This window comes from uncultured Thalassospira sp., assembly GCF_963976115.1.
In the GTDB taxonomy this organism is placed as follows: Bacteria; Pseudomonadota; Alphaproteobacteria; order Rhodospirillales; family Thalassospiraceae; genus Thalassospira.
The window spans coordinates 73539-94551 of the sequence record NZ_CAXBJJ010000006.1 but is presented as its reverse complement, the minus strand read 5'-3'; the positions used below and the strand labels follow the sequence as shown (position 1 = coordinate 94551).

Below are 21013 nucleotides of genomic sequence, written 5' to 3'. Positions count from 1 at the left end.
CGTCGGCGTTTGATTGCTTCACTTGATTTAAAAGGAAACCATAATGACGAAGTCTATCCTTCCGGTTTTTGCGCTCGTATTTGGTCTGGGTGCGGTCACCGCCCATGCCGAAGTTAATATGGACATGGCCAGCGAATATCCGGTTAGTTCCATTCACGCACAAACAGCCGACTTTTTTGCCAAAACGCTGTCAGATGAAACCGGTGGCAATGTGCATGTCACCGTGCATCATGGCGGGGCATTGGGTATTAAATCGGTTGACCATTACGATGCTGTTGGCGATGGCGCAGTACAGCTTGCGTCTTCTTTTTCGGGTGCTTGGTCGGGGATCAATCCGATCTTTCTGGTGTCGTCACTGCCGTTTCTGGCAACCTCGATTGAAGATACCCGCAAGCTTTATGAAGCAACCCGCCCCTATTACGAAAAAGCCCTTGAGGGCGACAATCAGATCTTTTTGTATGCGGCACCCTGGCCTGCATCGGGCTTTTGGGCGCACAAGCCGATCAACACGGTTGAATCCCTCAAAGGGTTGAAAATTCGGACGTTTGATACGCCGGGTACAAAAACACTTCAAAATGCAGGTGCCTCCCCGGTACAGCTTAGCTGGGGCGATATTGTTCCGCAGCTGACAACCAATGGCATTGATGCTGTTTTAACATCTGCTGATGGCGGTGCGGGCTCGCAGTTTTGGGAATATCTTTCGAACTTTACCGAAGTGAACTATGCGTTGCCATTGCAGGTAACCCATATGAACCGCGATGCCTTTGATGATTTAAGCGAAAAAGACCAAAAGGCCGTTCTTGATGCCGCCAAGAAAGCCGAGGCTTATGGCTGGGCCGCTTTGGACACACGCGTGAAGGACAATTATGCCAAAATGTCTGAAAATGGTGTGACCATCACGAAGGATATTTCGCCGGAACTTCTGTCTTTGCTGAAAAAATCGGCCGCGCCCGAAGTTGAACAGTGGAAAGCCCGTGTTGGTGCGGATGCGCAGGCGCTTTTAGAGCAGTATGACGCCTTGCGCGCGAAATAAGCCGGCATCTCTTTATGAACCTGTGGCAGGCATGTTATTTTCATGCCTGTCATTCTTGAACCGGTCAGAAAATGAAATTCCTCGTCAAATTCATTGATAGCTTGTCCAAGCTGGGCGCTGCGATTGCCGCGCTGTCATTGGTGGGAATGGTGTCGTTCATCCTGCTGGAAATCGTTTTACGGACTGTCTTTGACAGTTCGACTTTCATCATGGATGAAATGGTCGGATATGGCGTTGCGGCGGCCACTTTTCTGGCCCTGCCTTATGCTCTGGCGCAAGGAAGCATCATTCGGGTGGAGCTTTTCCTGGGGCATGTTACGGGAAAAAATCGCAAGTTGCTCGAAGTCTTTAGTTGCCTGGTTGGACTTGGCGTCACATGGCTTCTGATTTCATTTATCTGGGTGCGGGTTGCGCGTGCCTGGACGCGCCATTCTGTCAGCAGCAGCATCGCCGAAGTTCCCATGTGGATCCCGCAGGGCATTATCCTTGTCGGTTTGTGCCTGCTGTTTCTTCAGTTCATTGCGCTTTTGATCCGGCAATTCATTGACGATCAGAACCACGAAACCCCGGCATTGTAACATTTCTGGAAACCGAGTTTTATTATGGATGCACTTCTCTCGGCGGGATTGGTCCTGTGCCTGATTTTCCTGTTTCTTGGAATGGGGGTCTGGATATTTGTGGGTTTGCTGGCGGTCAGCGGCGCATCGCTGGTGCTGATTGCGGGTATGGATATCGGGCGTATCGGTACGATTGCCGCCAACATTGTCTATCGATATTCAACCACATGGGAACTGGCCGCCATCCCCATGTTTATATGGATGGGCGAAATCATTTTCCGTACCGACATTTCGGATCGCCTTTTTCGCGGGTTGATGCCGTTTGTAAACTGGCTGCCCGGGCGGTTGCTGCACACCAATGTTTTGGGATGCACGATGTTTGCCGCTGTCAGCGGGTCCAGTGCCGCCACCGCCGCAACGGTTGGCAAAATAACCACGACCGAGCTTGCAAAGCGCGGCTATGACCAGTCGCTTTCGTTAGGCTCGCTTGCCGGGGCAGGAAGTTTTGGTTTGCTCATTCCGCCCTCTATTGTCATGATCGTGTATGGCATTCTGGCCGAGGTTTCGATCAGCCGGTTGTTTGCCGCGGGTGTATTGCCGGGCATTATGGTGGCGGGGCTGTTTTCAGTTTATATTGTGGTGCGTGCCCTGATCACGCCCGATGTCGCGCCAAAGGCCGATACAAAATATAAGCTGCGCCAGTTTGGATCGGCGATTGTCGATTTATTGCCGATCATTTGTTTGATGGTGATTGTTTTAGGCGCGATTTATTCGGGCATTGCCACCCCGTCAGAGGCCGCTGCCGTTGGCGTATTTGGCGCGGTTGTGATTACCATTTTTCTACGCCAGTTTTCCATTGCCATGCTGGTTCACACCTTGCTTGGCGCGGTGGTCAGCAGTGCAATGATCTGCTCCATTCTGATTGCGGCGGCATTTTTATCAACAGCAATGGGCTATCTGCACATTCCAACACAAGTCGCCACGGCGATTGGCAGTATGCACCTTTCCCCGGTGATGCTGATTGTTGTTCTAACGTTGTTTTATCTGGTGCTGGGCCTGTTTCTTGATGGCGTTTCCATCATTGTAATGAGCCTGCCCATTACCCTGCCGCTTGCCATGCAGGCCGGTATTGATCCGGTATGGTTTGGCATCTTTTTGATTGTCACCGTGGAACTGGGCCAGATTACCCCGCCGGTCGGGTTTAATCTGTTCATCTTGCAAAGCCTGACGGGGCAGTCGGTGGGGCGTGTTGCCGTTTATGCGCTGCCGTTCTTCATCCTGATGCTTGTCGCAATCGCGCTGCTGGTTGTTTTCCCTGAAATTGCTCTTTGGTTACCAGGTTTTCTTTATGACTGACATTGATATGGGCCGTTTGGCCGCTGCCTATGCCTGCGCGGTTCAACCGCAATCTTCTTTCGATTTCGTCGCCGATCTGCTTACACAAAGGTTTTCACCACGTTTGATGACGTTTTTTGCCTGGAGTCAGGGTAGTGATTTGTGTGAACGGGTCTGGTCGAACAACCTGGAAAAATATCCGGTTTCAATTGGCAAAAAAATGGGTCCAACCGCGTGGGGCCAAACCGTACTGCGTGAAAAACAGCCCTGGTTTGGTGAAGATGAGGCCGCGATGCAACGCACATTTCCCGATCATGAACGGATCAAAACTGTTGGATGTGCATCCTGCATGAGCGTGCCGGTGGTTGCGGCAGGGCAGGCCATTGGGGCCATCAGCATTTTGCATGTCGAGGGAACCTATCGCACAGCTGATCTTGACGATCTTTCTGCGTTGTCCGGTCTTCTTGTCGCACCGCTTTTGATGCGGGCAAGCGTGCGGGATCACGACCTGTTCGCGGTAAATTAAGCCTGTGCCTGCCACAGCATAAACCGTGCGGAGATGGACCAAAAGGGGTGTTTTGCGTCACCCCTTTTCATATTATTCGTCACGTATTGTCTGGCTGGGGATCAGTGGCTGATCATCCAGGGGCGGGCAGATGGAAATGTTTTGCTGCCATCGGGGCGATAAATCGCCCTGGATTTCTTTTTGCCCCCGCCACAACACGAACAGCCCGGGCCGTGCCCGCTTGTGTGCTGTTTGCTGCTTTTGGGTTCGTGCGATGCCCGTTCGTTGGTGGAGGATGCATGGCGTTTTCCGGCATCCATCATGGCATAATTGGGCACCGTTAGAATGGCGCGCGGCGCCATTTGCCCGCAATCGGGGCAGGTGCAGGGGGCGGCGGATTGCGCCATCGGGCGCACTTCGGTAAAAGGCCCGCAGGTTGTGCATTCGTAATCGTAATAGGGCATGGCGTCATTCCTTGCACCAGGTTCAATACGCGATGAGATCGGGTTTGGTACCCGTTGACCGGTAGCGATCAACGGGCTTTGTTGGGGTCTTAAAGATCGGGGGCGAGTGGTACATCGATTTTGCCATCAAGGTATTTGGTCGGGCCATTTGACCCTGGCATGATGTCAAATTCGAAAATGTCGGTCGGCAACCACAGGGTTGCGCAGGCATTTGGAATATCGACCACACCGGAAATATGACCCTGAACCGGGGCTGTTCCCAGGATGGCGTACGCCTGTGCACCCGTATAACCGAATTTTTTAAGGTATTCGATGGCGTTCAGGCAGGCCTGACGATAGGCAATATGCACATCAAGATAATGCTGTTTGCCCTGTTCATCGACGGAAATGCCCTCGAAAATCAGGTAGTCGTCATATTTCGGGACAATGGGGGACGGTTTGAAAATCGGGTTTTTAACCCCGTATTTCTGCATGCCGTCTTTGATCAATGACACCTTGATATGCAACCAGCCCGCCATTTCAATGGCACCGCAAAAGGTGATTTCGCCGTCGCCCTGGCTGAAGTGAAGGTCACCCATCGACAGACCTGCCCCATCGATATAGACGGGGAAATAGACCTTGGCCCCGCGTGACAGGTCTTTGATGTCGCAGTTGCCGCCATGTTCGCGCGGCGGCACGGTGCGCGCCCCTTCGGCGGCGGCTTTGTCGCGTTCGTCGCCTTTCAGGCTGCCCATATGGGCGGTTGGGCCGCCATTGGGCAAGGTTGCAAGTTCGGGAATGCGATGCGGGTCGGTATCGACCAGGGCTTTTTCGCGGGTGTTCCAGGTATCGAGCATTTTGCGATCCGGCAGGCACCCGATCAGGCCGGGATGGATCAAGCCAGCATATTTAACACCGGGAACGTGGCGCGAACTGGTGAACATGCCGTGAAAATCCCAGATCGACTTTTGCGCTTCGGGGAAATGTTCGGTCAGAAAGCCGCCGCCATTCTGTTTCGAGAAAAACCCGTTAAAGCCCCACAGGCTGTTATCGAACGTGCCGATATCGAGAATTTCCACTTCCAAAAGGTCGCCCGGTTGGGCCCCCTTAACCCCGATGGGGCCAGAGAGGAAATGAACCTGTGACAGATCGACGTCGCGCACATCGGCGGCGTCATCGTTGTTTTTGATCTGCCCGCCGGTCCAGTCATAGGTTTCGACGCGAAAATCGTCGCCCGGTTCGACCCAGCATGCCATCGGAATGTCGGGGTGCCAGCGGTTATGGATCTTTTCGTTGGTATAGGGCGATTCTGAAAGATCTACCTTGATAAGCGTATCAACCATAATAAAACTCCCTGATATGGAACTTTGTTTCGCAGGTGTCCCGGTTAAACCGACAGGAATGCCGAGACTTTCTTTTCATCGATGCTCGCACGCGGGCTATCGTGAACAAATTCACCTCTTTCGATCACCAGCACGCGATCAGCCATGTCCAGTGCGAAGCTCAGAACCTGTTCCGAGACCACAATCGACAGGCCCATCTCGTCGCGGATGCGGCAAAGGCTTCGGGCAATTTCCTTGATGATCGAGGGCTGAATGCCTTCGGTGGGTTCATCAAGAAGCAGAACTTTGGGGTTGGATGCCAGCGCACGGGCAATGGCGAGCTGTTGTTGTTGCCCGCCCGACAGGTTGCCGCCGCGCCGGTCTTTCATTTCCAGCAACACCGGAAACAGCTCATAGATAAGGGGCGGAACGGCTGTTTTGCCGGTCACGGTTAAGCCGGTTTCGATGTTTTCACGCACGGTTAAGGCCGGAAAAATCATGCGGCCCTGCGGCACATAAGCAAGCCCCTTGGCCACGCGCTGATAACTTTCGAGGTTTTCCAGGCTTTCGGGCGTTGCATCGCCAATTTTGATCGATCCGCTGCGTGATGGAATGATGCCGATCAGCGATTTCATCAGCGTGGTTTTACCCATGCCGTTCCGGCCCATGATGGCAACGATTTCTCCGGGTTTGACCTCAAGGCACAGATTGTTAATGACCTCGCTCTGCCCATAGGCGACGTGAAGTTTATCTATCGATAACATGACAGTCCCTCTTAATGACCGAGATAGACTTCGATGACTTTCGGGTCGCTCTGGACCCGCTCCATCGAACCTTCGGAAAGAACCTTGCCCTGATGCAGAACCGTCACCCGATGGGCGATGTCCTCGACGAATTTCATGTCGTGTTCGATGACGATGACGGAATGCTTTTTAATGATGGTGTTTAAAAGCTCGGCGGTTTTCAGGCGTTCGGAAACGCTCATGCCGGCAACAGGTTCATCAAGCATCAAAAGTTCTGGGCTTTGAATTAACAGCATGCCGATTTCAAGCCACTGCTTTTGACCATGGCTGAGAATGGCGGCATCTGTTTGAAGATGATCTTTGAGGAAAATCATCTCGGCAATTTCCTCCACCCGGTTAATAACCTCGGCATCGCGGCGGAAGGCTAATGCGCCCAGCACGCTGCGCCCGCGTGGAAAGGACAGTTCCAGGTTTTCAAACACCGTCAGATCTTCATAGATAGACGGGTTCTGAAATTTACGGCCGACGCCTGCATGGACGATTTCATGCTCGCGTAGCCTGGTTAATTCTTTCCCGCGAAACCGGATCGATCCTTCGGTGGCCCGTGTGCGACCACAAATCAGATCCAGTACCGTGGTTTTGCCCGCTCCGTTTGGGCCAATAATGACGCGGATCTCGTTTTCCTCGACATAAAGGGACAGGTCATTGACCGCTTTAAAACCATCAAAGGAAACGGTTAGTCCCTCGATGCTCAGCAGGAAGTCCTTGGGGTGTGCAGCATCCATGACAATGACCTCCTTTATTCCGCCGCCGGGCGGGGTTTGCGAACCTTGCCAACCCGCAACAGCGACGCGCCCCGCAGGATTAACGGTTCGATATGCTGGCGGTACAACCCGGCAACCCCTTCGGGGAACACCATGACAACGGCGATAAACAGGCCCCCCATGGCAAACAGCCACAGTTCGGGAAAAGTTTCCGACAGCGATGTTTTTGCCGCATTGACCAGCAACGCCCCGTAAATCGCCCCAAAGATCGACAAACGACCGCCAACTGCGCAGAAAATCACCATTTCGATTGACGGCACGATGCCGACAAAGGACGGCGACATAAAGCCGACCTGAAGGGTAAACATGGCCCCGCCAATGGCTGAAAGGGCGGCGGACAGGCAAAAGATGAAAATCTTGAAATTGGCAACGTCATAGCCCGAGAACCGGACCCGGTCTTCTTTGTCGCGCATGGCGATTAACAACCGGCCGAATTTTGAAACCCGGATAAATTGCGCCACAATCAGAGATGCCAGCAAAAGGGCAACACAGATGAAATAGAAAATATATCTGGCATTGTCGCTGCGGATGTCCCAGCCCAGCAGGGTTCGTAAATCGGTGATGCCGTTAACCCCGCCGGTATAGCCTTGCTGCCCAATGATCAGAATGGTCAGGATGGCGGCAATGGCCTGGGTGATGATGGCGAAATAAACCCCGCCAACCCGGCGTTTGAACATGGCAACACTGATGATAAAGGCCAGTGCGACCGGGACGGCAATGGTGGCAAACAGGGTAAAGGTAAAGGAATGGAACGGCTGCCACCAGAAAGGCAGCGATGTTAACTGGTTCCAGTCCATAAAATCGGGAATGCCCGGTGTGGATTGAATGGCGGTGGCCTCGGGGGTTGAGGCTTCAAGTTTTAAAAACATCGCCATGCAATATCCGCCCAGACCAAAGAATATGCCCTGACCCAGGCTAAGGATGCCGCCATATCCCCAGCATAAGACCAAACCCAGGGCGACAAAGCTGTAGGTCAGATATTTGCCAATCAGATTAAGGCGGAAATTGTCGAATAATGTTGGAAAAACGATGACAAGGACGAAGGCCAGAATGGCAAAGTAGATCCATTCACGCTTGCGAAACAGGAACAGAGCAGGCGACATGGTTTCATCCTCCTCAACGACGGATCTTAAGGGTGAACAGGCCCTGCGGGCGCAGCATCAGGATACCGACGACGGTCAGCAGGGTCAGAACCTTGGCCATTGATCCGCTTAGGAAAAACTCGATGGCCGATTGCGCCTGCGAGATCGAGAATGCCGATGCAATGGTGCCAATCAGGCTGCCCGCCCCGCCAAAAACAACGATCAGGAAGGTATCGACGATATAAAGCTGCCCGGCGGTTGGCCCGGTAGAGCCGATCATGGTAAAGGCCGACCCGGCGATGCCGGCAATGCCGCAGCCAAGGCCAAAGGTCATGCGGTCAACCATTTTGGTGTTGATGCCAACAGCCCCGGCCATGGTGCGGTTTTGCACAACGGCCCGCATGTTTTTGCCCCAGTTCGACCGGAACATCCCGAAATAAACGCCAAAAGTTATTAGCGCGGTTAATCCCATCACAAACAGACCATTGATCGGAATTTCGATGATGTCGGTGAGCGCGATGGACCCCATCAGCCAGTCGGGCAGGGTAACGCCCACTTCGCGCGCCCCGAAAATCGAGCGATAGGCCTGTTGCAGGATCAGCGATAATCCCCAGGTTGCCAAAAGCGTGTCGAGCGGGCGGCGATACAAAAATCGTATCAATCCCCATTCAACCAGCATTCCCAACAGGAAGGACGCGGCAAAGGCCAGGATCATTGCGAAGAAAAAATAGAACGAAAACAGCGATGGCAGATATTCGCTGAAGAATTGCGAGCAGAGATAGGTCATATACGCGCCGAGGATCATGAATTCCCCATGCGCCATATTGATAACGCCCATTTGGCCGAAAATGATCGCCAGCCCCAGCGCCATCAAAACGAAGACTGAAAACAGCGTCAGCCCGGCAAAGCCTTGCATGGCCAAAATGGATGTAAATTCGGTGTAAGTGTAATCGCCGATCATTGTCGCCTCACCACGGTTACCTGTTGGGATGAAAAATCATCCGAAAGGGGACGCCATCCCGGCAAAGAAACCGGGATGGCGGGGTGCAAACCAGGGACTTACTGGTAGCCTTCCGGGAACGGATTTGGCTCGATCAGGTCCTTGGTTTCGTAGACGACGTCAAACTGGCCATCGGCACGGGCATGACCAATGCGGGTGCGCGACCACAGGTGATGGTTTTCGTGGATACGGACATAGCCTTCGGGCGCGGTGGTCAGTTCAATCCCCGGTGACGCAGCACGCACCTTGTCGATGTCAAAGCTGCCTGCTTTTTCAACAGCAGCTTTCCACAGCCACGGGCCAAGATAGGCGGCCTGTGTTACATCGCCAATCACGCTGTCAGCCCCCCATTTTTCCTTGAATGCGGCAACGAAAGCCTTGTTGTTATCGTTGGGCAGGCTTTCGAAATATTTCATCGCGGCATAGGCACCGGCAATGTTTTCGCCGCCAATGCCAAGGACTTCATCCTCGGTCACCGAAATGGTCAGCAACAGCGGCTTTTCTTTCGACATGTCGATACCGGCCGCTTTAAGCTGCTTGTAGAAAGCAACGTTGGAGCCGCCAACGACGATGGCGTAAATCACATCAGGCTTTTTAAGTTTGATCTTGTTGATCACGGAATTGAACTGGGTGTTACCCAGCGGGTAATAATCTTCGCCAGAAACCTTCAAACCCAGTTTTTCGATGTGTTTACGGGCAATTTTGTTGGCGGTACGCGGCCAGATATAGTCTGAGCCCAGCAGATAAAAGGATTTCGCGCCCTTTTCACGCACAACCCAGTCAATCCCGGCGATGATCTGCTGGGTTGCTTCCTGGCCAGTGTAAATGACGTTCGGCGATTCTTCGAGGCCTTCATAGAAGGTCGGGTAATACAGCATGCCGTTATATTGTTCGAAAACAGGCAAGACAGCCTTGCGCGATGCCGATGTCCAGCAGCCGAAAACGGCGGCGGTTTTATTTTCCACCAACAGTTTTTTGGCTTTTTCAGCGAAGGTCGGCCAGTCCGATGCACCGTCTTCCTGGATATATTCGATCTTGCGACCCAGAACACCGCCAGATGCATTGATCTGGTCGATGGCCAGTTTTTCCGCCTCGACCGAGCCGGTTTCGCTAATCGCCATCGTGCCGGTAATGGAATGTAAGATACCCACTTTGACGGTATCGTCGGTAACGGCCAGGCCGGTGGTGTTGGCATCGGCGGTCGCAACTTCCTGGGCGCGAAGCGGCGCGGATGCAAAGGTAAGGGCGGGAAGAACAGCCATACCGGCCAGTAACGCCCTGCGTGTTATGGAAAATCGAGAGGTTATGTTCTGTCTCATTGCGAAGCCTCATTCTGACATATGATTTTTTAAGCAGTGCTGGCTTATCTGCGTGCCAACTGCGGCTTAGTTCGTCAGAAATTTTGCAACGCAACAATCGGGCATTTGACGTATATGCCATGGGGCATTTTACCCCTACCATCGTTTCATGCTGGAAAAAGATACGCGGCAACTGTTTGCAACATTGTTGTTTTTCACATTTTTAGCACCGATGGTTTAGATGAAAATAAATACAAAAAATCATCGAACGGACTGTCACACAGGGAAAAGAGCTGGAATTTTCGCGAATGTGTTATCGTGCATCCGGGAGAATTTCGCATTTGCAAAAAGCAGGGCGGGCTACAGGCTTTGGGAACAACAATCAGGATTCCACGGATCAGGCGGACCTATAACCGCTGGGTGGCAAACCAGACACTTGAAGATTATGCGCTTCGGTTTACCGCCTATAAGGTCAGGCGGTTTTCAAGCTGGCGCATTGCCAATACAGCGATTGGCGCGGTGTCTTTTCTGGCCCTTGAAGCCATTGGCGGCTCGATCACGCTGAATTACGGGTTTCACAACGCGATCAGCGCGATTGTTGTGGCCGCGATCATTATTTTTCTGATGGGCATTCCGATCGCCTATAACGCGGCGAAATTCGGTGTCGATATTGACCTGCTCAGCCGGGGCGCCGGTTTTGGCTATATCGGCTCGACCATCACATCGCTGATTTATGCCAGTTTCACCTTTATCTTTTTCGCGATTGAGGCCGCCATTGTCGCAACCGCCTTGCAACTGTGCGCCGGAATTCCGGTGTCGCTGGGCTATATTATCAGTGCGCTGGTCATTATCCCGCTGGTGACGCATGGCATTACCTTTATCAACAAGTTTCAGGCATGGACCCAGCCGTTCTGGGTGATTTTGCAAATTGCCCCGTTTGTTTTTGTCGCCCTTAACAGCCACGAAAGTGTGCGGCAATGGACGGGCTATACCGGATTATTTGGGCCAATTGACGGGGCGTTTTCGATTGCATCCTTCGGGGCGGCATCGGCGGTGTTGTTCTCGCTGGTGGCGCAAATCGGCGAACAGGTCGACTTTTTGCGGTTTTTACCCCGCAAGGACCATCGTAACCGGTTTGCATGGTGGACAGCATTACTCAGCGCCGGGCCCGGCTGGATCGTGATCGGGGCGCTTAAAATTCTGGCGGGGTCATTTCTGGCCTTTTTTGCCTTTCAAAGTGGCGTGACCTTTGCTGATGCCGCTGATCCCACGCGTATGTATCTGAATGTTTTTCAAAAGATGCTGGCATCGCCAGAACTTGCCCTTGGCCTGACCGGCATTTTTGTCGTGATCTGTCAGATAAAAATCAATGTGACCAACAGTTATGCCGGATCAATTGCCTGGTCGAACTTTTTTTCCCGCTTGACGCACAGCCACCCTGGCCGGGTTGTCTGGCTGGTTTTTAATGTGCTGATCGGCCTGTTGTTAATGGAGTTTGGCGTCTATCGGGCGTTTGAACATATTCTGGGCCTGTATTCGATTGCTGCGGTTGCCTGGATGGCGTGCATTGTTTCAAATTTGGTGATCAATAAACCGTTTGGTCTGGCCCCGCGCCATATCGAATTTAAACGGGCCCATCTTTATGATGTGAACCCGGTTGGCTGTGGTGCCATGAGCATTGCCATTTTGCTGGCCTTGCTGGCCTATTCCGGTTTGTTTGGCGAGACGATATCAAAGCTGTATTCCTATGTGGCGCTGATATCGGCATTTGTGCTGGTGCCCGTGATCGCGGTTCTGACCAAAAGCCGGTATTATCTGGCGCGCAGCACGGCAACAGACTGGGCGACGGGCGACATTGAAGCGTGCTGTATTTGCGAACACCGCTTTGATCGCGAAGACATGGCATATTGCCCGGCTTATTCCGGGGCGATCTGTTCGTTATGTTGTTCGCTTGATTCGCGCTGCCATGACATGTGTAAACCCCATGGCCGGTTTTCCGGGCAATTGCGAACCTTTGCCACAACCCATTTTTCAGCCGGTGTTGGAAGGTGGGTGAATACCCGTATCGCCCATTATCTGGGAATGCTGCTGACAGTGACCGGGGTTTTGGGGCTGGTTTTCTGGCTGATTTATTTTGAAACCCGCCTGGATGCCCGTAATTCGATCGATCTTATCGAGCTGACATTAACCAAATTGTTTGTCATTATTTTTGTCATATCGGGCATTGTGGTCTGGTTATTTGTTCTGGCCCAGGAAAATAGGCGTTTTGCCGAAGAAGAAGCCCGCCGCCATACCGGGCTTTTAATGGATGAAATCGCCGCCCATAACGAAACCGACCGTCAGTTAAAACAGGCAAAAGAAGCCGCAGAATCGGCCAATCTGGCCAAAAGCCGATATATGGTTGGCCTTAGTCATGAATTGCGCACACCGTTAAGTGCCATTTTGGGATATGCCCAATTACTGGAACGTCAATCGGGCGGGCAGCCGCCTTATATTCTTAATGCGGCGCAAACCATAAAACGCAGCGGCGAACATCTGGCCGACATGATCGAGGGTTTGCTTGATATTTCCAAAATCGAGGCCGGACGGCTGGAGATATATCGATATAAAACAGCCCTGCGCCCGTTTTTGGACCAGATCGTCGACATGTTTACCCTGATGGCGCAAAGCAAGGGCATTGCCTTTGAGTTTCAGCCCATATCGGCGATCCCGTCTTATGTTTATACCGATGAAAAACGTTTGCGGCAGGTTTTGATCAATCTGCTGTCGAATGCGATTAAATTTACCCATCGCGGGACGGTCAGTTTTTCGGTCAGTTATAGCAATCAGATTGCAACATTTGACATTCGCGATACCGGAATTGGTATTGCCGAGGAAGACATTGAACGTATTTTTCTGCCGTTTGAACGGGCCGAACAACCCATCGGTATGGCGCAAACCCCCGGTACCGGGCTGGGGCTGACGATTACCAAGTTGCTGGTTGAAATTATGGGCGGCGACCTTGCTGTTACAAGCGAGGCGGGCAAGGGCACGCGGTTTGTCATCCGTTTAATGCTGTCTTCAACCGGCGAGCCAAACAAGAAAATTCGCCCTTATCAGGCTATAACCGGCTATGCCGGGCCACCCCGGACCATTTTGGTGGCTGATGATGATGCCGATCAGCGTGCGTTGCTGGAAGACGCGCTTTTGCCGCTTGGCTTTAACGTTGTGCTGACAACCGATGGTCATGCCTGTTTGTCAGCGATTGCCCTTAACCGGCCTGATCTGATTATTCTTGATATTGCCATGCCGGGGCTTTCGGGATGGGAAGTGGCAAAACGGGTGCGACAGGGCATGGATTTCAAGGTTCCGATTTTGATGATATCGGCCGACGCCGGTCCCGAGCGCACCAATCAGGAATTCAAGCTGCTTTATGACAGTTATCTGGTCAAACCCTTTAAGCTTGATGACCTGTTTGATCACCTTGCCAGCCTGATGTCCCTGTCCTGGGTTTATGAAGATAACGGCGAAGGGGGCGAGGATGTCGTGGCACCTTGCTTTGAAAGTCACGAAATTCCCCCACCGGACAAATTGCGTCAACTGACCACTCTGGGGCAGATTGGTTTTATTCGCTCGATTGAAGTGACGTTGAAAGACATCGAATTGTCACATCCCGATACGGCAAGATTTTGCCAGCATATGTTGAAACTGACCAAGTCCTTCCGTCTGAAGGATTTCATAGCTGCGATTGAGGAGGTCGGACGGAAAGATGCCTGACCTGAATGTACCAACCCATATTCTGGTGGTCGATGATTCACCGGAAAGTTTAACCATGCTGACCGATGCCCTTTCCATGGAAGGAATGGATGTTGAGGTTGCCACCAGTGGCCGCCAGGCATTTGGCCTGGTTGAAAACCGTATCCCTGATCTTGTTTTGATGGATGCGATGATGCCGGGCATTGACGGTTTTGAAACCTGCCGCGTTTTGAAATCGGAAAAAGGATGTGAAGATGTCCCGGTTATCTTCATGACCGGCTTTCGTGAAAGTGAACATGTTGTTCGCGCACTGGCCTCTGGCGGGGTGGACTTTGTTGCCAAGCCCGTGATCCTTGATCAGTTATTTGCGCGTATTCGGGTGCATTTGGCCAATGCACGGCGCGCGCGTTCGGCCCGCAAGGCGCTGGATTCTACCGGGCGGCGCATTGTTGCCTGTGACCCGTCTGGCGCCATTTTGTGGGCAACACCGCAGGCAGGCGAATTGATGCGCTATGCCGGTTTACGGTGCGACGAGGCCGCCCGGCTCCCATGGGAGATCGTTGATCATCTTTTTGGGGATCATTCCGATGCAGGTGGCAGCGGTCTTCCCGGGGTGTTCCAGTTTTCACGCAATGGTGCGGAAATAGAATTTCGTCTGTTGGATGAAGGGGAAGGTGTTGAAAAGCTGATCCGCCTGATTGATGGCCAAAAAGGATCGGACGAGGAACAATTAGCCACAGCTTTTAATCTGACCTTCCGGGAAGCTGAAGTTCTGTTATGGGTAACACATGGCAAGTCGAATAAGGAAATTGCCGAAATTCTTGATATGTCGCCTCGAACGGTGAACAAGCATCTCGAACAGATATTTGTTAAACTTGCCGTGGAAAACAGAACCGCCGCTGCGACCATGTCGGTACGTGTTCTCTGGCGGGATTAAACATCGATTGATGTCGAGATGGTTTGGTATTTTTTGCGGTTTTCAGGCATTTAAAAAGGCCCCCGGTTTGGGGGCCTTGATCTTATTTTTCCAGGTCAGCGACATGGATCTTATAATTGGGGTGGTCCGGGTTAAGGTAAGCCGGATCGGTTTTGATGGCATCAACAGTGGTGCCTTTTTCCTCAGCCAGCTTAAGAACCCAGCCAATGACGCGGCCACGGCCAGTCCAGGTTTCTTCGGGGTTCTCAGGGTTACGGTATTTTGGCGGCGTTGACTGCTTGTTTTTGGTCGGGGCAGATGAACTCTCGACCGTCATTTTAAAAACGTCCGGGAACAGTTCGCGAATTGAAAAACCGGCATCGTGAAGCTTTTGGTTGAACTCAGCACGAAGTTCCTTGATCGCCTGTTCTTTGCGGCTTTCAACTTCTTCTTCGGTTTGCTCCATCAGATCGCGAAGTTCTTTATAACTTAATTGCGAAATATCGATTTTGGTCATTATTTTCTCCTGAAAAGAATTATTTCGTGAACCTACATAGTACCTATTCTTCCGATGGGCAAGACGTTTTGGTAGCAGGTGGTTTGATCATATGAAAAATGGACAGTACTTTAAATTGTTTATTTTATTTTGAATTGCAACCGTTGTCCACAAGACAATCTTAAATTCATCTACTGGAAATTGAGCAACAACATGGCTGATGGGCTTGTTGAAAGCCGTTCAAAGTGAAAAATATGACAGGAAGGCTTGGAAAATTACGCGTTGATCCTGAGCCGGGAGGATCTGCTTTCATTTTGAAAGGTTAATATATTCGGTTAAAAATAGTTCGAATTTTCAATCGCTATAAGTGGTAATACCAAAATGTTATGCTGATCTGCCCGTCTTTGCGGAAGGGGCGGGTGATGGGATTAGCTATACTGTATATAAGTATAGTGAATTTTGGGTGGGAAGTGCTAAAACACGAATTAAGTCATAACTTTCGACCCACCTTATAGTTCAGATGCATCTTGCAAGCCGGGCTGTTTTTTTTGTGAATGATCAGATTTATGTGCGGTCTGAAACTGTATAAGTTTCATCATTTTATGCAGCGGCAACTGATTGACGGCAAACACCGGAAAGAAAATCAAAGACGCAGATGGTCTTTGCTATTTAACCCATTGAACTTTGTCATTTACCCACTCTGGGGTTTGATTGATCTTTCGCGATAAAAGTATAGATTTTGCAGGCCGTTAGATCAGCCTCACATCAGGCGTGTCGGAAAACATGCGGATTGTGAATTTTGCGACCGAGGTTTTGGCGCGCTAAACATTCAGGGTTGGAATACAGCGCTTATAGCGCAGGCTGAAAACGCAAAATACAAAGGAAGGCACGCTTGCCTGGCGCGCCTTTCTTTTTTGTCGTCCGGTTTACGTCACGCGTTGCGTTCGTGTTATTTTATTGGGCAAGGTCGCGCATGATGCGGATCAGATCGGACTTGCCTTCAAAGCCGATGCCGGGCAATTCGGGCATGGTGATGTAACCGTCTTCGACCTTCACGCTGTCAGGGAAGCCACCATAGGGCTGAAACAGGTCGGGATAGCTTTCGTTGCCGCCAAGCCCCAGACCTGCGGCAATGTTAAGCGACATTTGATGCCCGCCATGCGGAATGCAGCGTTTGGGCGACCAGCCCGCCTGTTTGATGACATCAAGGGTGCGCAGATATTCCACCAGCCCATAAGACAGTGCACAGTCAAATTGCAGCCAGTCGCGATCTGGCCGCATTCCCCCATGACGCAGTAAATTGCGCGCATCCTGATGGGAAAACAGGTTTTCGCCGGTTGCCATCGCACCGGGGTAAAATTCGGCCATTGCCGCCTGAAGCTGATAATCCAGCGGGTCGCCAATTTCCTCGTACCAGAACAGCGGATATTGCCGCAGCATTTTGGCATAGGCGATGCCGGTTTCCAAATCGAACCGGCCATTGGCATCGACGGCCAATTGGGCTTCCGAGCCGATTTCTTCCAGTACGGCTTCGATCCGTTGCTGGTCTTCATCAATGTCGGCACCACCGATTTTCATTTTAACCACATTGTAGCCGCGATCAAGATAGCCGCGCATTTCATTGCGAAGTGCACCTAAGTCCTTGCCAGGGTAATAATAACCGCCTGCGGCATAAACAAACACGCGCGGATCGGCTTTTACGCCGTTTTGTTCGGCCAGCAGGCGAAACAGGGGTTTGTCGGCAATTTTGGCCACCGCATCCCACACCGCCATGTCGATGGTACCCACCGCGACGGAGCGTTCACCATGCCCGCCGGGTTTTTCGTTTTGCATCATCGCCGACCAGATTTTATGCGGGTCCAGGTTATCGCCGGTATCGTTAAGCAGGCTGTTCTTGTCGGCCTGTAAAATACGATCGCGAAACCGTTCACGGATCAGCCCGCCCTGACCATAACGGCCATTCGAATTAAACCCGTAGCCGACAACGCGGCGGCCCTTGCGTTCCACATCGGTTACCACGGCAACCAGGCTGGTTGTCATTTTGGAAAAATCGATATAGGCATTACGAATGGGCGATGCGATGGGTTGGGTGATTTCGACAACATCAAGAATACGCATAACAATTGGCCCTGTTGTACTGGTTTAACCTGTTTGATGTCGCGATTTTAGGCCTTGTGCCAATGGGATGACCAATGCCATTGTGGTGTTTTGTTATACAAAAACGGCATTACCAAATGGAATTGCGCTGGTTTGAAGATTACATCGCACTGGCAGACTGCCTTAATTTTTCCAGGGCAGCACAGGCGCGCAACATTACCCAACCCGCTTTTAGCCGCCGGATCCGCGCGCTTGAAAACTGGGTTGGTACGCCGTTATTTGAGCGCACCACCCACGATGTGTCGCTAACCCCGGCCGGGTTGCATTTTCGTAATCAGGCAGAAGCCTTAACCCGGTCTGTTTTGCAATTGCGCCGGGAAACCTGCGAGGTGGCGGGGCAAAACAAGGCGGCGATGGGGTTTGCGGCCACCCATGCTTTGTCATTTACCTTTTTTCCCGGTTGGATGCAGGAAATGGGGCAGTTAATGTCGCTTGGCACCCTTAACCTGATATCAGACAGCATGCAGGCCTGCGAACAGGTGATGCAACGCGGCGATGCGCAATTTTTGTTGGCCCATTTTCACCGCAAAATGCAAAGTAACCTGGCCGCCGGGCAGTTCAAAAGTGTGGTGATTGGTAAGGACCGCTTGATGCCGCTTTGCGCGCCGGGTTTCGGTCAAAAGGCGCGCGCGTTGGAGGGGGATGTGGCGTGGCTGGCTTATCGCCGGGAATCGGGCCTGGGGCGCATTATGCGGGCCAGTTGGGCCGATAACGCCCCATCCTTTGCCTTGCGTGAAAGTTTTACATCGCATTTGGCGGCCACTTTGCAGTCCATGGCGCGATCCGGGGCCGGGGTGGCGTGGTTGCCTGAAACATTGGTACAAAACGATATTGCCGCCGGGCGGCTGGTGCCTTTTGGCGGAGAAGATTTGATCATCCCCATCGAAATCCGGTTGTTCCGCCCGGCCAGCCGCCAAAGTCCGATGATCGAGGGTTTTTGGCAGTTGGTCTTGAAACAGGGCCGTTCCTGACGGGGCAAGGGCAGTGGCGTTGGCCACCTTGACCATGCCCGGCCCGGATACCGCAGGATGGCGACCGGGCCGAGATGTTTCAGGCGTTGCCGGTTTGGCCGGAATTATGCGCAAATCGCATCGGCAATTGCCTTGCCGCAGGTGATGGTATCGGCCTTGCCACCGAGATCACGGGTGCGCAGGTTTTCATCGACCAGAACACTTTCAATGGCACGCAGGATGGCGTCATGGGCGTCGGCATGTCCCAAATGGTCCAGCATCATGGCCCCGGCCCAGATCTGGCCAATCGGGTTGGCAATGCCTTGCCCGGCAATGTCGGGGGCCGATCCGTGGACCGGCTCGAACAAGGACGGGAATTTGCCTTCGGGGTTGATATTGCCCGAGGGCGCAATGCCGATGGTCCCCGTGCAGGCCGGGCCAAGGTCGGATAAAATATCGCCAAACAGGTTGGAGGCAACAACCACGTCAAAGCGGTCCGGGTTGAGCACGAAATGGGCGGTTAGAATATCGATATGGTATTTATCCCAGGTGATATCGGGGTAGTTCTTGGCCATTTCGACAACGCGTTCATCCCAGTAGGGCATGGTAATGGCAATGCCGTTGGATTTGGTCGCCGATGTCAGGCGTTTGCGCGGGCGTTTTTGGGCCAGATCGAACGCGTATTTCAAAATACGGTCAACACCGGTGCGGGTCATAACCGTTTCCTGCATCACCACTTCGCGGTCGGTACCAGGGAACATCTTGCCGCCGACCGATGAATATTCGCCTTCGGTATTTTCGCGCACCACATAAAAATCAATATCGCCAGGTTTGCGCCCGGCCAGCGGCGAGGGCACACCAGGCATCAGGCGCGCCGGGCGCAGGCTGACATATTGGTCAAATTCGCGGCGAAACTGGATCAACGACCCCCACAATGAAATGTGGTCCGGCACCGTGGCGGGCCAGCCAACGGCACCATAAAAAATGGCATCATGGTTGCCGACCTGGTCTTTCCAGTTATCGGGCATCATCTGGCCGTGTTGGGCGTAATAGTCGCAGCTGGAAAAATCGAAATCATCGAAATGAAGGTCGATATTAAAGGCTTTTGCCGTGGCTTTTAGCACCCGAACGCCTTCCGGGGCGACTTCTTTGCCAATTCCGTCGCCGGGGATGACGGCAATTCTATGGGTTTTATGCGACATGGTGGTTTTTCCTGTATCGTTTGATCGGGATGGCGGGGGTGTGGGCTGGTTATAAAGGTATTGGGTCGGTAATCAGAATGGCACGAAAGTCATTCACATTGGTAAGGGTCGGGCCGGTGATAATGCTATCGCCCAATTTTTCAAAAAAGCCGTGGCCGTTATTGTTGGCCAACTGGTCCTTGATGTTGATGTTTTTCTGGCGGGCACGCTTCAGGGTGTTGGGCGTGATAATGGCACCGGCAATTTCTTCGATGCCATCAATGCCGTCGGTATCGCCGGCGATGGCATAAATGCCAGGTTGCCCGTTCAGGATGTTTGCCAGCGCCATTAAAAATTCCACATTGCGCCCGCCGCGCCCGTTGCCCCGGACGGTGACGGTTGTTTCACCGCCCGATAACAGGATGCAGGGCGCGTGAAAAGGCTGGCCATATTTTTGCACTTGTCGGGCCATACCTGCCATCACATGTGCCACATCGCGGGCCTCGCCTTCAATGCTGTCACCCAGAATATGGGCGGAAATGCCGTGATCGGCACATATTTTTGCCGCGGCTTCCAGTGCCATTTGCGGGGTGGCGACCATGTGGCAGGTAACGTTGTGTAAACGGGGGTCGCCGGGTTTGAGGGTTTCACCAATCCCGTTGCGCAACACGTTTAAAATCGAGGGGGCAGTGTCGATGTTGTAATGCTGCAAAATTGCCAGTGCATCGTCGCAGGTGGTCGGGTCGGCAATGGTCGGGCCGGATGCAATATCGAGAAAAGCATCGCCCGGCACATCGGAAATGGCATACATCATGACCCGCGCCGGATGGCAAAGTGCCGCCAGTTTGCCGCCTTTGACTTGCGATATATGCCGCCTTACACAATTCATTTCCGAAATACTGGCACCTGATTTTAACAAATCGCGGTTTAAGGTCTGCTTTTCATCAAGGGTAATCGGGGCAATTGGATCGACCAGTAATGCTGACCCGCCGCCAGATATGAGGCAAATAACCAGATCGTTGGCGGACAGGTTTTGCACCGCATTGCAAATTTCACGAGTGGCGGCAATTCCGGCAGCATCGGGCACCGGGTGCGATGCCGACCTAACGCGAACTTTACGGGTCGGAACTTCATGTCCATAGCGTGTGACCACGACGCCAGACAGATCGGTATTGTTGCCCCAATATTGTTCCAGCGCGCTTGCCATTGCCGCAGCGGCCTTGCCTGCCCCGATAACGACGGTTTTGCCGTTGGCAGGCGGATTTGGCAGGTGCGGAGGCAGGCAAAATGCCGGGTCGGCCGCCTTGATGGCCGTGCGAAACAAAACGTCCAGAAAGTGACGAATGTCATCGGGGGATGACAGGTCATAAGCTGTTGTTTTTTCAGAAAAGTCAAAAGGCGGTGTCATCGATATTTTGCCTGCGGGTTTGGTGGAT

Annotated in this window: 18 protein-coding genes; 7 read left to right on the top strand and 11 right to left on the bottom strand. The window is 52.5% G+C overall.

The annotated features are described in order from the left end of the window. Positions 1 to 43: 43 nt before the first annotated feature. The 4 genes from AAC086_RS08910 to AAC086_RS08895 all read left to right on the top strand — a co-directional run bounded on the left by AAC086_RS08910 (position 44) and on the right by AAC086_RS08895 (position 3451). Entirely contained in the window at positions 44 to 1033 is a 990-nt protein-coding gene (locus AAC086_RS08910) for a TRAP transporter substrate-binding protein (protein ID WP_339777863.1), read from the top strand. 71 nt (positions 1034 to 1104) lie between these two features. Continuing rightward, positions 1105 to 1611, top strand: a complete 507-nt coding sequence (locus AAC086_RS08905; protein ID WP_339777861.1) for a TRAP transporter small permease — start codon at positions 1105 to 1107, stop codon at positions 1609 to 1611. Positions 1612 to 1635: 24 nt separating this feature from the next. After that, entirely contained in the window at positions 1636 to 2946 is a 1311-nt protein-coding gene (locus AAC086_RS08900) for a TRAP transporter large permease subunit (RefSeq protein ID WP_339777859.1), read from the top strand. Next, the gene (locus AAC086_RS08895) at positions 2939 to 3451 is read left to right on the top strand and encodes a GAF domain-containing protein (protein ID WP_339777857.1); all 513 of its coding nucleotides are present in this window, start codon (positions 2939 to 2941) and stop codon (positions 3449 to 3451) included. The genes AAC086_RS08900 and AAC086_RS08895 overlap by 8 nt, the downstream gene beginning before the upstream one ends. Positions 3452 to 3552: 101 nt before the next feature. Here the strand turns inward: AAC086_RS08895 and AAC086_RS08890 are convergent, their stop codons facing one another. From AAC086_RS08890 to urtA, 7 genes are all read right to left on the bottom strand, one after another. After that, positions 3553 to 3894 carry a zinc ribbon domain-containing protein gene (locus AAC086_RS08890; protein WP_339777854.1) on the bottom strand — a complete coding sequence of 114 codons (342 nt, stop codon included), beginning with the start codon at positions 3892 to 3894 and terminating at the stop codon, positions 3553 to 3555. 89 nt (positions 3895 to 3983) lie between these two features. Continuing rightward, positions 3984 to 5216, bottom strand: a complete 1233-nt coding sequence (gene fmdA / locus AAC086_RS08885) for a formamidase (protein WP_339777851.1) — start codon at positions 5214 to 5216, stop codon at positions 3984 to 3986. Positions 5217 to 5260: 44 nt separating this feature from the next. Further along, positions 5261 to 5959 carry an urea ABC transporter ATP-binding subunit UrtE gene (gene urtE / locus AAC086_RS08880; RefSeq protein ID WP_339777847.1) on the bottom strand — a complete coding sequence of 233 codons (699 nt, stop codon included), beginning with the start codon at positions 5957 to 5959 and terminating at the stop codon, positions 5261 to 5263. 11 nt (positions 5960 to 5970) lie between these two features. Further along, a complete protein-coding gene (urtD, locus tag AAC086_RS08875; protein WP_339777844.1) occupies positions 5971 to 6723 on the bottom strand; it encodes an urea ABC transporter ATP-binding protein UrtD in 753 nt (250 codons plus the stop codon). Positions 6724 to 6737: 14 nt separating this feature from the next. After that, positions 6738 to 7865 carry an urea ABC transporter permease subunit UrtC gene (gene urtC, locus AAC086_RS08870; RefSeq protein WP_339777841.1) on the bottom strand — a complete coding sequence of 376 codons (1128 nt, stop codon included), beginning with the start codon at positions 7863 to 7865 and terminating at the stop codon, positions 6738 to 6740. 13 nt (positions 7866 to 7878) lie between these two features. Next, positions 7879 to 8805, bottom strand: coding sequence for an urea ABC transporter permease subunit UrtB (urtB, locus tag AAC086_RS08865; protein WP_339777838.1), 927 nt, complete (start codon positions 8803 to 8805; stop codon positions 7879 to 7881). 98 nt (positions 8806 to 8903) lie between these two features. Further along, complete coding sequence (urtA, locus tag AAC086_RS08860; protein ID WP_339778408.1) at positions 8904 to 10106, bottom strand: urea ABC transporter substrate-binding protein; 1203 nt, start codon at positions 10104 to 10106, stop codon at positions 8904 to 8906. A 456-nt stretch (positions 10107 to 10562) separates the two neighbouring features. Between urtA and AAC086_RS08855 the strand changes: the two genes are divergently transcribed. Continuing rightward, the gene (locus AAC086_RS08855; protein WP_339777835.1) at positions 10563 to 13898 is read left to right on the top strand and encodes an ATP-binding protein; all 3336 of its coding nucleotides are present in this window, start codon (positions 10563 to 10565) and stop codon (positions 13896 to 13898) included. Next, positions 13891 to 14814 (top strand): response regulator, encoded by a 924-nt coding sequence (locus tag AAC086_RS08850; protein WP_339777832.1) that lies wholly within the window; start codon positions 13891 to 13893, stop codon positions 14812 to 14814. The genes AAC086_RS08855 and AAC086_RS08850 overlap by 8 nt, the downstream gene beginning before the upstream one ends. A gap of 82 nt (positions 14815 to 14896) precedes the next feature. On the opposite strand, the gene AAC086_RS08845 is transcribed toward AAC086_RS08850, so the two are convergent. Together AAC086_RS08845 and AAC086_RS08840 are read right to left on the bottom strand one after the other, a co-directional pair. Further along, on the bottom strand, positions 14897 to 15310 hold the full coding sequence (locus tag AAC086_RS08845) for an H-NS histone family protein (RefSeq protein ID WP_339777828.1): 414 nt from the start codon (positions 15308 to 15310) through the stop codon (positions 14897 to 14899). 933 nt (positions 15311 to 16243) lie between these two features. Further along, positions 16244 to 17407, bottom strand: coding sequence for a mandelate racemase/muconate lactonizing enzyme family protein (locus AAC086_RS08840; RefSeq protein WP_339777825.1), 1164 nt, complete (start codon positions 17405 to 17407; stop codon positions 16244 to 16246). 116 nt (positions 17408 to 17523) lie between these two features. On the opposite strand from AAC086_RS08840, the gene AAC086_RS08835 reads away from it, so the two are divergent. Next, positions 17524 to 18417, top strand: coding sequence for a LysR family transcriptional regulator (locus AAC086_RS08835; protein WP_339777822.1), 894 nt, complete (start codon positions 17524 to 17526; stop codon positions 18415 to 18417). Positions 18418 to 18521: 104 nt separating this feature from the next. On the opposite strand, the gene AAC086_RS08830 is transcribed toward AAC086_RS08835, so the two are convergent. Both AAC086_RS08830 and AAC086_RS08825 read right to left on the bottom strand, forming a co-directional pair. Next, the gene (locus tag AAC086_RS08830) at positions 18522 to 19598 is read right to left on the bottom strand and encodes a tartrate dehydrogenase (RefSeq protein WP_339777820.1); all 1077 of its coding nucleotides are present in this window, start codon (positions 19596 to 19598) and stop codon (positions 18522 to 18524) included. Between the two features lie 49 nt (positions 19599 to 19647). Next, positions 19648 to 20985, bottom strand: a complete 1338-nt coding sequence (locus AAC086_RS08825; protein ID WP_339777816.1) for a glycerate kinase — start codon at positions 20983 to 20985, stop codon at positions 19648 to 19650. Positions 20986 to 21013 lie beyond the last annotated feature (28 nt).

What these genes read in the sequence shown, in the direction of transcription:
- AAC086_RS08850 (WP_339777832.1), top strand. Translation starts at nt 13,891, where the DNA reads ATGCCTGACCTGAATGTACCAACCCATATTCTGGTGGTCGATGATTCA.
- AAC086_RS08900 (WP_339777859.1), top strand. Translation starts at nt 1,636, where the DNA reads ATGGATGCACTTCTCTCGGCGGGATTGGTCCTGTGCCTGATTTTCCTG.
- AAC086_RS08835 (WP_339777822.1), top strand. Translation starts at nt 17,524, where the DNA reads ATGGAATTGCGCTGGTTTGAAGATTACATCGCACTGGCAGACTGCCTT.
- AAC086_RS08905 (WP_339777861.1), top strand. Translation starts at nt 1,105, where the DNA reads ATGAAATTCCTCGTCAAATTCATTGATAGCTTGTCCAAGCTGGGCGCT.
- urtC (WP_339777841.1), bottom strand. Translation starts at nt 7,865, where the DNA reads ATGTCGCCTGCTCTGTTCCTGTTTCGCAAGCGTGAATGGATCTACTTT.
- urtB (WP_339777838.1), bottom strand. Translation starts at nt 8,805, where the DNA reads ATGATCGGCGATTACACTTACACCGAATTTACATCCATTTTGGCCATG.
- urtE (WP_339777847.1), bottom strand. Translation starts at nt 5,959, where the DNA reads ATGTTATCGATAGATAAACTTCACGTCGCCTATGGGCAGAGCGAGGTC.
- AAC086_RS08845 (WP_339777828.1), bottom strand. Translation starts at nt 15,310, where the DNA reads ATGACCAAAATCGATATTTCGCAATTAAGTTATAAAGAACTTCGCGAT.
- fmdA (WP_339777851.1), bottom strand. Translation starts at nt 5,216, where the DNA reads ATGGTTGATACGCTTATCAAGGTAGATCTTTCAGAATCGCCCTATACC.
- AAC086_RS08825 (WP_339777816.1), bottom strand. Translation starts at nt 20,985, where the DNA reads ATGACACCGCCTTTTGACTTTTCTGAAAAAACAACAGCTTATGACCTG.
- urtA (WP_339778408.1), bottom strand. Translation starts at nt 10,106, where the DNA reads ATGGCTGTTCTTCCCGCCCTTACCTTTGCATCCGCGCCGCTTCGCGCC.
- urtD (WP_339777844.1), bottom strand. Translation starts at nt 6,723, where the DNA reads ATGGATGCTGCACACCCCAAGGACTTCCTGCTGAGCATCGAGGGACTA.
- AAC086_RS08890 (WP_339777854.1), bottom strand. Translation starts at nt 3,894, where the DNA reads ATGCCCTATTACGATTACGAATGCACAACCTGCGGGCCTTTTACCGAA.
- AAC086_RS08830 (WP_339777820.1), bottom strand. Translation starts at nt 19,598, where the DNA reads ATGTCGCATAAAACCCATAGAATTGCCGTCATCCCCGGCGACGGAATT.
- AAC086_RS08910 (WP_339777863.1), top strand. Translation starts at nt 44, where the DNA reads ATGACGAAGTCTATCCTTCCGGTTTTTGCGCTCGTATTTGGTCTGGGT.
- AAC086_RS08840 (WP_339777825.1), bottom strand. Translation starts at nt 17,407, where the DNA reads ATGCGTATTCTTGATGTTGTCGAAATCACCCAACCCATCGCATCGCCC.
- AAC086_RS08895 (WP_339777857.1), top strand. Translation starts at nt 2,939, where the DNA reads ATGACTGACATTGATATGGGCCGTTTGGCCGCTGCCTATGCCTGCGCG.